The sequence below is a fragment of the Cyclonatronum sp. genome, from assembly GCF_022565315.1.
Lineage (GTDB): Bacteria > Bacteroidota > Rhodothermia > Balneolales > Cyclonatronaceae > Cyclonatronum.
In genome coordinates this window covers 1-13,543 of record NZ_JAIUMX010000100.1, presented here as the reverse complement: position 1 = coordinate 13,543, position 13,543 = coordinate 1, and the positions used below count along the sequence as shown (strand labels likewise).

At 49.1% G+C, this 13,543-nt stretch carries 5 protein-coding genes; all 5 read right to left on the bottom strand.

The genetic code is table 11. From position 1 onward, the window contains the following. Positions 1 to 549: 549 nt before the first annotated feature. Positions 550 to 4,461, bottom strand: a complete 3,912-nt coding sequence (locus LAT75_RS12805) for a T9SS type A sorting domain-containing protein (protein ID WP_291483067.1) — start codon at positions 4,459 to 4,461, stop codon at positions 550 to 552. Between the two features lie 328 nt (positions 4,462 to 4,789). Then, positions 4,790 to 5,296: a BspA family leucine-rich repeat surface protein gene (locus LAT75_RS12800; protein ID WP_291483066.1), complete on the bottom strand. Its 507-nt coding sequence runs from the start codon at positions 5,294 to 5,296 to the stop codon at positions 4,790 to 4,792. A gap of 440 nt (positions 5,297 to 5,736) precedes the next feature. Continuing rightward, the gene (locus LAT75_RS12795; protein WP_291483065.1) at positions 5,737 to 9,843 is read right to left on the bottom strand and encodes a hybrid sensor histidine kinase/response regulator transcription factor; all 4,107 of its coding nucleotides are present in this window, start codon (positions 9,841 to 9,843) and stop codon (positions 5,737 to 5,739) included. Positions 9,844 to 10,371: 528 nt separating this feature from the next. Continuing rightward, positions 10,372 to 10,620, bottom strand: a complete 249-nt coding sequence (locus LAT75_RS12790) for a PID-CTERM protein-sorting domain-containing protein (protein ID WP_291483068.1) — start codon at positions 10,618 to 10,620, stop codon at positions 10,372 to 10,374. A 116-nt stretch (positions 10,621 to 10,736) separates the two neighbouring features. Then, a partial coding sequence (locus LAT75_RS12785) for a T9SS type A sorting domain-containing protein (protein WP_291483064.1) occupies positions 10,737 to 13,543 on the bottom strand: 2,807 nt, incomplete at its 5' end.

The window sequence follows — 13,543 nt, the reverse complement described above, 5'->3', positions numbered from 1 at the left end:
GGGCATTTGATTGTGATGCCATTATCAGCCACAAAAAAGTTCGGGTTATCAAAAGTCTGCGCTTTTAGTAATCCTGGCCAGGATACAAAGAACACGAGCAGCAGCCAAAGCATGTGCACTGCCCCCGGTTGTTTGCTTCCTATTTTTACATGATTGTTCTTTTGATTAATCATCATAGTAATTGTTTTTTTTTAGTTTAGTTAGAGGAGCTGTTCATGGTTTATGCTAATCCTGAAAAGAAATACAGCCACCTTTCTTTGTTGGTAACTTTTCAGGCTGGATTTTCTTTGATTAAGAATACAGTGCTAATCCTTCTTTTTCTTGCCTTCAGCGTTCTGATTTTTGCTTTATTCGTTCAATAAATGGGCAGCTACCTTCGGGCAACTACCCATTTTGAGATTTCCAATAAAGCGCCGGGCTGAAGCCGCGGCGCTATTCATAAGGTTTGGCGTTGCGGTTTGACATACTGACACTGAAATTGCCGGGCTGAAGCCACGGCGCTATTCAAAGGGTTTGGGGTTTGACACACTGACATACTGACATACTGTATCACTTCACCAGCATCATGCTTCTGCTTTGGGTAAAGCTGCCCGCCTGAAGCCGGTACAGGTACATTCCGCTCGACAAGCGTGAGGCGTCGAAGCTCGCCGTGTGCCAGCCCGCCTGCTGCGCGCCGCTCACCAGCACTGCTACCCGCTGACCCAGCATGTTGTACACTTCCAGCCGCACTTCTGCCGCTTCGGGAAGGGCGTAGCGGATGGTTGTGGTCGGGTTGAAGGGGTTGGGATAGTTTTGCTTCAGCTCGAAGGCCTTTGGCAGCTCGCTGCCCGGCTCCGGATCAATATTCACCGGCTGCCCGTCTATGGGATGCCCCTGCGAGTTGCGTAGTTGTGCCTCACTCAGCTGCACCGTGCCCGGAGTATCACCTTCAAAAATCACATACCCAATCAGACCCGGCTCACCAATTGACCCGTGCTCCCCGCCAATAACCGCGCTGTCCCACTGCAGTTCACCGTTCTCGCTGCGCGAAGCGCTGAAGGTCATGGGTGTAGCCAGTGCACCTGCTGTTTCGGTTCCGATGAAGTACATACCACTGTAGCTGAAACGCAGTCCCAGCGAGCGCACATCCAGCACATCACCACTCAGGCTAACCGGAAAGCGGATTTGTCCGTCTGCCAGCACAGGTTCACCGATTTCTACTTCTGCGGGGCCCTGCTGCAGGCCGCGGGGCAGGCCATCCGTCGCTGACAGAAAATAGCTGATGGCAAAAATGTTCAGGTCTTCGAAGTCTATTTTACCGTCTGCCTGTGGCAGCAGGCCGTACTCGGTATTGCCTTCGAAGCCGATATCAAAGCGAAACCCGTAGCTCTCACTGTTGTGTCCGCCGGCTTCGCTGAAATAAGCATCTCCAAAAGTGACCAGGTCAGCAAAGCCGATTTCACCGCGCGTGCCGGCGAAATCACCCAGCTGGAAGTTCACCATTGCTGGCTCTTCCTCCGTTGCAAGGCTAACCGTAGCAATCACACCGTTGTTTTCAACCTGACGGCGCATGTCCATGTTTTCAAGGGTGATGTTTGCCTTGCCGGGTTTGATCAGCTGCAGGCTTATCATAGCCAGCGATTTGCCGGAGTTATCTGCCAGGGATACGTTGCCCTCAAGGCTTGCCGTATCAAACAGCACGCGGGTCGTCTGCATGTCTGAAGCCACACAGCCGGGCGGAAGCGGGCTACCAGCGGGGCAAACCACATACTGAAAAGAGCTGCCACCGTTCTCCGGTGTTGCAGAAAAAAGGTTTCCATCGCTGATGCTGATCAGTTCCAGCTTATCAGCATCAAAAGCGAGGATGAAGGACGCCGACAGCAGTTCCAGAAACGGGCTTTCGGGTACGATGGCAAAGGTTACATCGTGTTCCTGGTAACTCCAGTCGCCGTTGTTTAGTCCCCCGCCAAACGGATGAACGCCCCGGCCTGATTCCGGGAAATAAACCGTTGATTCCGGTTCGCCCTGAAAATTCACAAACCTCGGGCTTGTGTGTACAAACATCTGCTGCAGGCCCGGTGCAGGATCCTGCGGGTTGCTTAGCTGGAAGGGATATGAGGTGGTGTATTCACCATTCTGAAACACATCAATCGTTTGCCATACCGTATTGAAATCAAAACCGTTCATGAAATTTCCGGCATTGTTCCCCATCATCTGATCCGTGTTCAGGCCCGTACCTCCCCCTGAAACAGAAAGCCCCGAGACCGTAACATCCCAATATGAATCCGTAACGGAAGCCGTTTGACTGCTGTTACCGCCGAAGAGCCCACCCTGCTGCTGTCCTTCACCAATACTTGCAGCAGCATACGCTCTGCTTACCACAGCTGTACCTGTAATATGCCCGCTAAGCCCCCCAATACTCCTGGCGACTGGCACATGGTTCGGCCCTACGCTGCCGGTCGCATAGCTGTCGGTTACCGTACCGGAAATATAGCCAATCAGCCCTCCGGCATATTCATCTCCGAACACATCAGCCTGCGCGTATGAAAGGGAAACAGTACTTGATGCTTCAACCCATCCGATTAATCCGCCGGTACCTTTTAAACCTCTGACTGTGGCATGGGAGGAAGATCGGGTAACCGTGCTACCCTGCATAATGCGACCTGCAAGGCCTCCCGCATTCCAATCAGGTTCAAGACCCGGAGCACTCCCCCCGCTATTTATTAAAGTTATCGTACCATCCACATGTACGTTTTCTATGGTTGTGGAACGGATTTCCCCAGCCAGGGCCCCAACATCGCGAAAGCCTCCCTGAATACTTACCTCAGCCAGGGTAAGATTTTTTATGTCAGCGCCCTGCGTAACGCCCAACAAACTTGCAAAGCGGGTGTCTCTGTTGATATACAAGCCGTGTATGTGCTTATCATCCCCATCCAGTTTACCGGTGAATGGCTGGGATTCACTGCCTATGGGTTTGAATCCCCGGCCGCTATGGGCTTGGGGGCCGGCAAACAACTGGTATCCGTGCTCATCGTCCTCTGCATTCAGATCATTCGCCAGCAGGTAAGTTGCGCTCAGATCATGACGGATATTATGCAGGTTCAGCCAGTTTGCAATCAGATAGGGAGAGGCTTCGGAACCTTCCCCCTTAATATTGGCGCCGATGGTCCAGATTATGTTTTCTGAAAAATCATCCACACCGGAGATGCTGAGAAACTGCCCATTTTCACTAAGCATCCCGCCCGCTGGCTGAAAAGATCCCGTGATTTCAGCCCCGGAAAAAAGCTGCAAGAGGTTTGGGTTTCTCTCCCCAAGCAGGGACCCGGGCAGTGACAGAGAAAGGTCTGCATTAAGCCCGCTGCTGTTGGCCGCATTGACCGTAAACTGCCGGGTAAGAGAAGTGCCGTACTCTCCCAGAGCCTGTGCTGTATGTGTGCGGGTAACGGTCGTAAATCCCGGGGACTGATTTGATGTTATCTGCAAGCCAATACCTGCGGGATTGACCGCATCGGGGCTGTTAAGTTCACGGCTTACAATCAGGCTGCCGGTTTCGCCGGTAAAAAAGCCTTCCGCTTCATCGAGGGTAATATCGCCTCCGAGTGTGAAGGTGCGCCCGCTCAGATCAACTGCTTCCAGGGGAAGCAGAGCGCCGGATGAGCTGAAGGTAATGGCATGCTCACCCGGGAAAGAATACACCCTGATATCTCCCTCATAACCTTCCCCGCCAATTGTAACGGCTGAAAACGAATCACCGAAGTTATTTTCAAAAAAGCGCTCCGGCAGCCTGAAATCGAATCCGTCGGCAGCCCCGTCACCGATTACCATATCTATATTTGAAGGACGGGGGGTTATGCTGAGTGCTCCACCTGAAGAAATGAGCGCCGCACCCTCCACATTGGAAGCCATATTTAAAGTTCTTGTAATCAGCGCAATATCTCCCCCGTTGGCATCTACAAAGCCATTCACGGTTAATCCCACAGATGCATTATCAATACTTGTAGAAAACAGCACATTCAGAGGGTGCCCCTGTGCTGTTAGCGAGCTCTGCGGAAGCATTGACACACTTCCTCCGGCTTTTAAGGTGAGATTTGCCGGCTGGGACAGGCTGAGCTGAATTTCCGTATCGATAATCAGATTATCCCCGGCATGAATTGTGAGATCACCGTTTTGGAGGGCATCAGTTACAACACTCACATTTACCGAAGGGTTATTCTTCAAAGGCATGAGTACGCCGTTTTCGAGAAGCCAGTCGGTATTTGGTGAACCCGGTTCGGAGGTGATGGTTAGCGAGCCGAAAGGTGGAGCAGGCAGGGCCTCGCCCTCTCTAAAACTAACGTCCTCAACATCAGTAAAACCGGTACCCGTAATACTGATCGTTGTACCTTCAGCAGCCTCTGCAGGGGTAAAAGAGCTTATTTCAGGCATTGCCTGTAATATTCCGGAGGAGATAACGCTGTCTCCTATAAATCCGGTTTCGTACATTTTTTCACCCTTTTCTGCATTGCTTGCATTGGTCAGCAGATAAATATTTCCGTATGCTGTACCGGCAGCTGCGGGATTTACTATCAGAGCAGAACCAAACGCAAACAGTGCAGCAAATACAAACAGAACCTTTAAGGGTAAGTTTAAATAATTCACTTTTTTCATTATCAGTTTCATGTAGTTAGCTTGTAGATATCAGTTCACACACGCACTTAGTAGTGTTTACATGCGCCCGCGGAACTGCGTTTTTTATAGTCTCAGCCGGTATTGCCATATTAGCTGCCAGCCGGGCCGTTTTGTTTCAAAAGACCTTCAGCAATTTTACCTGTCAGGTTGAAACATAACTGGTTAAAGGCAGGATCATACCCCGCCCGCTTCTTGCTGTGAGCGTGCAATTCGTTGCCTTATTAAAGCTTGTAGCATACCCAAACATTTGGGACATATTTGTAACATCACTTACATCCCAGCTACTGATATCCCGGTTAAAATCAGAGCTCTTGATATACTTCCCGTGCAGGAAATTCTTATCCGTAACCCCGCTGGTGCAGCTTGTCGCAAATTCGGGATTATTATCATCCTCATTCTTTAGAACGAGCAGGCCGTCGCGGTCGCGCTTGGTGTAGGTTACCCCATCAAGGGTGCCGGTTTCTCCAACGACAGCGCCAGGGCACAAAATCGTTATACCATTATCTGCGAAATAAAAGTTCGGGTTATCAATAGTTTGTGCCTTAAGCATTAGCGGCAATGCTAACAATATGAGCAGCATATATAGAACTGTCGCTACTACTTGCGGTTTCTTGTTTTTTGGGTCAGTGTTTTCAAATATTGTTTTCATAAAAACGTATCTGTTGTTAATCATATCACATTACAGTAGAGAATTACTGCTACCTAAACAGCTAAAGTATTTAGCGTTGCGAGTACATAAAACAATTAACCAAACTTGTTTGACTTACTCATTTTCAACTCGCGAATTATAGCCCTATATGAACCCCTCTTCTTGCCTTCAGCACTCAAATATTTGCCTTTTCCGTTCAAATGATAAGAGTAACACTGTTAAAATCAGTGAAACAGCATTTTCACGTAAATGAATTAACTCCAATCCAAAACAACAAAACCCGGAGAGCTTTTCGGCTTCCGGGTCCTGATAAGGCGGTCTTTCTTTTTTTTTTTCGAGTTGTTGTTTGGAGCATTTGAGCCTAAGTATGCAGGCAGGCAGGGGCTATCTGCAATCATCCGAAATATCGGCCAACAAGAGCTAAGGGGATCTTCTTCGGTTTACTTTTTTACTATGAACTCTGAAGGGTTCGCACCGAAATGTTCTTTAAAGGCCCTGCTGAAGTATGAAAGGCTGTTGTAGCCTACCGCATACGCTACCTGTGTGATGGAGTCTTCCCCCTGTTCAAACATCTTGCGGGCCTCTTCGAGGCGCATTCTTTTTATTATATCCTGAGCGGTCTCGTTTGAATGGTGTTTGAACTTACGGTTCAGTGACGACCGGCTCATGTTCATACGCATCGCAAGAAACTCGACGGAAAAATCGGGATTCTCAAAATTTTCTTTAATAATATCTTCTGCTTCCTTCAGGTAGCCGTTCTGCTTTACACTGACCTTGTCTCCGAAGGAGAGGTTCGCAGCGTCAGTCCGGCCCGTGCCCTTTACGGCTGCGGTTGGTGGCTTACTCCCTGTGTGCTGTTTTTTTATAAACCTGCGCAACTCTTTTTGAAGTCCAAGCTGCCCTTCAACCCTTGCCTTGAGAATCGCGGGGGAAAACGGCTTGGTGATGTAATCGTTTGCCCCGGCTTCAAGACCAGCGAGCTCACTGTTTTCGCTGCCTTTGGCGGTAATCAGGATGACCGGGATATGGCGGGTTTCTGAGAACTGCCTGAGCTGCTGCGTAAGAGACACCCCATCCATAAGGGGCATTATTACATCAGACAAAATGATATCCGGAAGCACTTTACGGGCCATTTCAAGGGCTTCAAGGCCATTTTCACATTCCGCAAACTGATACGAATCAGATAAAACCTGACGAATAAAGTTTCTGATACCGCTATTATCATCTACAATCATCACAACCGGCACGTCCGAATCCGGGTCGGCCAGGGCATTCAGCTTTTGCGAATCAGCATGTACTGACAGATCAGAGGGGGGAACATGCGGGGTGCGGACGTGCCCTCCCCTGAACCCTTCCGTTTCGGATACGTCTTTTTTCACCAATACATAATCGCCCTTAAATGCTTCAAGTGAACCCGGGATGAAGGCTTTTATGCGTGTACCTGCCCCTGTTTCGGAATCTACTTCCAGCCGTATGCCGTGTATTTCTGCAATATGCTGCACAAGGCTCAGCCCGATACCTGTACCGCCTTCAAATAATGATGCAGCTGAACTGCGGAAAAAACGGTTGAAGATAAGCGGCAGCTCTTCCTTTGAAATTCCGATACCTGTATCTGATATTTCAAGCATAAAACCATCCCCATCTGTGCCTGCATTCAGCTTTATGTGTACACTGCCGCGCTGCGTGTATTTTACGGCATTGGAGATGAGATTTGAAATGAGCAGCTCCATCTGCCGTTTGTCAAAAAACCCCTCTTTCTGCAACAATTCGGGAGCGGTCTCAAGGGTGAACTGAAGCTTTTTTTGCGCTGCCAGGGGTTTATACCAATTCACCGTTTCCTGCAGAATATCCGCAAGTAGTGCTGTCTCTACCTCCGATCTGAAGGTACCGCTCTCCATTTTGGACAGGTTCAGAATTTCATTAATCATTGACAGCAGCCGGTCTGCATTCGTAATGATCAGATCTGCTGAGTATATTTTTTCTTCTTCAGTAAGCCTGTTTCCTGATAACTTGAGCAGCTCTGCAGGTCCTTTTATAAGCGTAAGCGGGGTCCGGAACTCATGACTGATACCGGAAAAAAAGCGGGTTTTTACCTGATTCAGTTTTTCAAGCTGCACGTTTTTTTTCTGAATAAGCTCGGTTCTGTCTTTCACCTGTGCTTCAAGTTCAGCCTGCCGCACAATAAGTGTACGTGTTCTCCAGCTGAGGGCTCCGAAAGCTATAGCTGCCAAACCAATCATATACAGCAGATACGCAATCCTGCTTCTGAACCAGGGGGGTGCTATGGTAAAGGCAACGGTAACCATATCGGAGAGCTGCCCGTGTTCATTTCGGCCCCTTACCTGAAATTCATAGCTACCTTCGCGCAGATTACGGTAATCCGCAATGGTTTCAGAGGTCCAGACGGACCATTCGGTATCTGCGCCCCTAAGGCGGAACTGATAGCGGTTCAGCCCGGCAGGGGAAAAGGATAGAAGGCTCCAGGAAAAGCGAAGGCTGTTATTGCTCCAGGAAATCCTGTTCATATCTGCTATGGCTCCCGTTTTCCAGCCATGATGAAGCACGGAATCGGGATGGGCGTTAATCCCCGTGAGAAGCAATCGGGGGGGAGGCGTTTCGGCCGGCACAAGGCTCTGCCATCCCGTTTCGAGATACGAAACAGAGCCGGACGATATTTTATAAAGCCTGCCCGATGCACTGGGTTTGAGGGCGCGCGGCTCATCATGTTCTGCCCAGGAAAATGGCAGGTTCTTAAGCACGGCTGTCCCCCCCTCTTCTTCACGCTGAATAAAAGGAAAAAAGGATGGGTTGCCATAGCCGGCAAGATTCATATAGCCGCCGGAAACCGGCTGCATCAACCTCAGCCGCGGCCAGCGGCTAAAGTCGAAAAAATCAAAGTCAGGATGCGGTTCAAGCCCGCTTCGGGCTTCGTTAAATCTCCGTACACCCGAGTCCGTTAAAAAGGCGACATCTCCCCTGTAACTCATTAGTGAAGCTCTGCCGTCATCTGGTAAACCGTACCGTTCTCCGACCAAGCTTTTTTCGGTAACGGCCGCCATCCCGTAGGCATCAGCAGTACCGGTAAACCGGAAAATGCCGTTCGTAGCTGTGCTGATCAAAAACTCCGTGTCAGAAACTTTCACAAAGGCCTCCGGCATGAATGAAAAAGGATGAAGCGGCGTAATTTCGGCAACAGAGTCTTCATCCCGAAAAACCAGGCGGCTGAGCTGATTCGGTGAATCAAAAAAATAAAAGGTCTCAGGGTGATGCGGATCGCTGAAAACAGATCTCACAAACAAATCTTCAGTAAGTTTTTGAATCTGAAAATCCTCAGCTATCAGAATTAAGCCCGATGTTGTACCCGCAAGCAGACCTCTTGACGAAATTTCAAAGTCAAATACGGCAATATTTGAAAATACCTGCGTGAAGCCATTTTCATCACCCATCCAAAGGCCCCGGTCAGTTCCTACCAGAACCTGCTTCATCCATTCTTCTGCAATCCAGATGCGGTTGTCGGGTATTCCCTGAGCGCTTATGAATTGCCTGTGCGGGCTGCTGTACATAATCGCAGCAAGCCCTGTTGGGCTTGATACCCATATAGTGCCGTCTGACGCTTCAAAGGCCTGCCCTGCAATATCAAACGGAAGAATGTTTGTGCTGTTAAAATTGTGAAGTAGTGTGCCGTCGGCCTCAAAGATCTGCACGCCGCTCATTGAGGTTATGATAATTGTGTTGTCGGCAAGGGTTGTTGCGCTTAATACATGAAGCCGGTCCTTGTCCTTGTAATATTCAAAAACCCCTGATTTGAGCCAATACCGACCCTCATCAAGCAGCCAGAGTTCGTGATCAATGGTGTAAACGGCCAGTTCTCCGTTTACCGAAAGAATCCGGTTTTCGGCTGCGGGAAAGGGCGTTAAAACCGGCGTTAACTGCCCGTCAGTTCCCAATAGATGAAGACCGGATGCCGTATCTGTAACCCATGTTCTGCCATTCACCTGAAGTGCATCATAAAAACGGCCGGTTGGGGTTAAGATACTGACCTCGGAATGTGCTGCATGATACAAATAGGCCTGATCCTGACCGACAAACAACATATCTCCGGAATCGCCGGATGGCGTAACCTTGTGCAGAAACGGCACGCTATGGTCGCTTTCCTGAATAAGGTGCATAAGCGGCTGAAAAACATAGGCTCCGGAATCATCATGCTTAAGGTAGCCGAAAGCACCGTTAGCCGAACTGTAAATGCGGCCGTTGATATCTTTTGCGAAGGATGATGCAACGGACTGCCTCGGATACAGGATTTGCCGCGACTGTGTACCCGTAATCTGCTGTACACCAATCATATCATTGCCAAACAGAATCGTGCCATCGGCATCTTCAATAATACCATAGGTCAGATCCGTGCCCTCAAAATCAATACCATTTTGAAAAAAACGCGTAAGCGGGAAACCCTCAGTTAAACCATTGTACTGAGCTTTGCTCTCTGATGGCTGAGTTATTAGCAGGGATAAAGTAAGAACAACATAAAAAAATAATTTATAGGGCATAAAACTGCTATTATAATTTAGACAACGTTCTTTGCGTGATTAAACCGTGATTAAACGTTGTATTCAGTATCAGTGAACAGATTAGCTGAACCTGCTGCCTACTTTAGTTGTAACTATTTGATTCTGAAATGTTTTAAACTGGACTTAATAATATTGGTTCAGAATCTTCGGAGCAAACAATAATTCATATTCTCAAATAATTATACATAATACCAATAAACACTAAAAGCGATATGTGTTCTTAAGTTTTCATGATTACACAATGAAGCACAAATAGGTAGCAAACACTATTACACGTGATGGTAATTACGTATATACAAATACGTAATCGTAATTTTCCGGATATAAAATTATGAACTCAGCTACAGCATCAAAGTAAGTTCACCTGCGCACAGAAGTCCAATCATGACCACTATAATCGACGGGATCGAAATCCTCAATTACTGAATATCCGGATTCGCACAAATCAACTCCTTTCAATCATCCTTCTGCAACTTGTATTGAACATGCTGATCACGGCATGCCCTGTTACTCCTGCCGCAAACGCTTAACCGCATACGCGCCCCCCGCAGCAAGCAGCAGCGCAAGCCCGCTGCCGATGGGCGTCTGTGTAGGTGCACCCGGAAGCTGCGGCGGACCCGGCTGATTCATCGGCTGCACCGGGGCACTATCCCGCCAAACCTGCTGATCCCGATCCTGCCCATACCCATCCGCCGGAGCCACAACTCCCACCAAAACAAAAACAAAAACCAACACTGCAAAAACTAACTTTCTCATAAAATAAACCTGTTTAAAATGAATAACTGAATAACTGAATAACTGAATAACTGAATGAATGAATAAAAAAAACGACACACTGACACACTGACACACTGACATACTGAAATACTGTATCACTTCACCAAGATCATACTTCTCGTTTCCACATAGCTGCCCGCCTGAAGCCGGTACAGGTATAAGCCGCTCGACAAGCGTGAGGCATCGAAGCTCGCCGTGTGCCAGCCCGCCTGCTGCGTGCCGTTTACCAGTACCGCAACCCGCTGACCCAGCACATTGTACACTTCCAGCCTTACCTCCGCCGTTTCCGGCAGGGCGTAGCGGATGGTCGTAGTCGGATTGAACGGGTTCGGGTAGTTCTGCTGAAGCGTAAATACGGACGGAAGCCCTTCATCGGGGATGTGAGTTGCATTGCCGGGATCAATGGTGATCATGAGCCGTGCTTCGGTACCGTTTTTTTGGGCTGCATCAAATGAGCGGATTGCAACCTTGTGCTCCAGTGCGTCATTTTTGTTTCGGGATGCGTCAAGCTCAAAAACATAGCGCTCAACTTCGCGCAGATCGGTACTGTGCCCGGTAACTAAATCTGTAATTGTGACATCCCAGTCATCCGGAATGTTCTCAAAAACCGGCCAAATAAGCTCAACAGTACCGCTCATAGGCTGATAAGCTGTACCGGCTGCTTCCCATGCCTCCACAAAAACCGGGAGTTCGGCTTTTTCTGTTAAGTCTGCAGGCAGGTTTTTGATGTCGAGCGCACGGTCATCGTTCCAGACAAACACGGACAGAAAAGAGCGAAAATCAAGAGGATAAAGCGACAGCGCGTCCGACTCATTTCGGAGCAGCGATCCGGAAGGCGTAAAGCTCAGCCACAGATCACTTTCCTGCTGCTCGTTAATACGTGCAGCAATCTGAATAGCGGGTACCGGCTCTGAGGGTGTTTCCCTGAAAAATGTAGCGCCTGTTCTGTTGCTGCAATGCTCCGGAATGGTCAGGTTTGCTTCTCCGTCATGCAGCGTATAAACCAGAAAACTCTGAAACGGTGCAATTACGCCACCTGTAAGGCTTCCTACCGAACCATTCCAGGCCCTGAAACCGCCACCGGCATGCCCCCCGCCTTCATCCTCTGATTTTATTCCCGCGTTTGCGTTTGTTCTTCCTTCTCCCTCAAACGTGCCTGTAAACGCGCTGTCATAAACAAAAACAACTTCAGCAATATTGTTTCTGTTCGTCCCGGGAATACAGCTGAACGAAAGCCCTGAATTAAAAGGATTTCCAATAAGGCTGAACTGCTCCGCAGATCCATAATTCAGGTTGCTTACCGCAATATCTCCCGTAGCTTCTGAACCTGAAACGCTAAGAATTTTGGGGAAGGACTTGTCTGCATCATCATCCGTTGGGTCTGAATCCGCAAATACATAAACTACTGCACCGAGGCCCGGATCAAAACTATTGTTCAGGTTCTCAACCCGAACATACTCCCCATCGGCATTCAGCTGAAGTACATTCGGGCTGACATTGGTACGGGGGTCATTTGCGCCCTCCATACCCTGTGTCCAGATGGTACTGAACAATTCAGCATAGGAAGCATCCATGACCGGTGAAGCAATAAACCGCCACCCCTCTGTACCAGTAATTACAAGTTCAGCGGCGAAATAGTCCAGCCCCGGTATGGGATTCACCGCAGGTTCGGCAAAGGGCTCGTCGTACTCTAACGCCCGCAGGTAGGGGTACGAGATAAATCCCTGTGCCGGCACCTGAATTTGCCAGACCTCCTCAAAATCCCAGCCCGCATCAGTAAATGTGGATTTGGTTTTCATTTGTGATGTGTTCAAACCTGTGCCGCCGGGACTGCTGTTTTGACCGGAAGCTTCCACATCCCAGAAATTATTCGCAAAAACACCGGGATTGGTGCCATCCACACTGGTTCGAACAAAACCAATTAAGCCTCCACGTGAACTGCTTGCGGAGCTAATCTCTGCCGTGCTATAGCTGCGCATAATGATGGTGTCCCGGGGTTCGCTCGGAAAACTGTCGATCACAGTACCAACGAGTCCACCTGCTGAAGCATCCACAGAATTCCCGTTTGCGGTAACGGAACCATCTGAAAATGAATCAAACAGATGACTCTTCGTCATGTTACCTAAAATTCCCCCAGCTCTACCGAACTGCGCCTGAACCGTAACATCAGCATGAATCTGCCTAACATCCGACCAACCTATGGTACCCACAACACCACCCACATCAGCTGTGCCCGTAACGCTGCCGTTTACAAATACAGCTTCAATCAGGGCGGGGCTGTAGTCTCCGCTGAAGGGGCTTCCTGCCGGTCCAACCCTCCCTACAAGTATGCCCGTAAATTGAATTCCCGTAACCATTGCATTAAACAGCCCCACATTTTTGATGTGTCCGCCTCTGATCCGTGAAAATAAGCCCACATCAATATCATCCGGACGGTTAATAAAAAGCCCGCTTATACCTTTCCCGTTGCCGTCGAAGCTGCCGGAGAAATATTCATATTCAAAACAAAATCCACCATCATAATTTTCATCAAAGTTTATACACGCTCCCGTAAGGGGTTCCCAGCCTTTGCCGTCATTGGCCAGGTCACCATCGGCATCCATGACCAGCGCAGTGTAGCCCTCCGTTTCCGGACCAAGATTTTGGGTTAGCAGAAAGTGCGACGACAGGCTGAGACGTACATTGTCGAGATGGAACCAGTTCTCAATTTCAAACGGGGATTCCGCTGTGCCGTTACCGCCCGCGAACAGGGCAACCAGCCCCGGTATGGGATTAACCGCAGGATCGGCAAAGGGCTCGTCGTACTCAAGGGCCCGCAGGTAGGGATAAGAGATAAGCCCCTGTGCCGGCAGCTGCATTTGCCAGACCTCCTCAAAATCCCAGCCCGCATCAGTAAATGTGG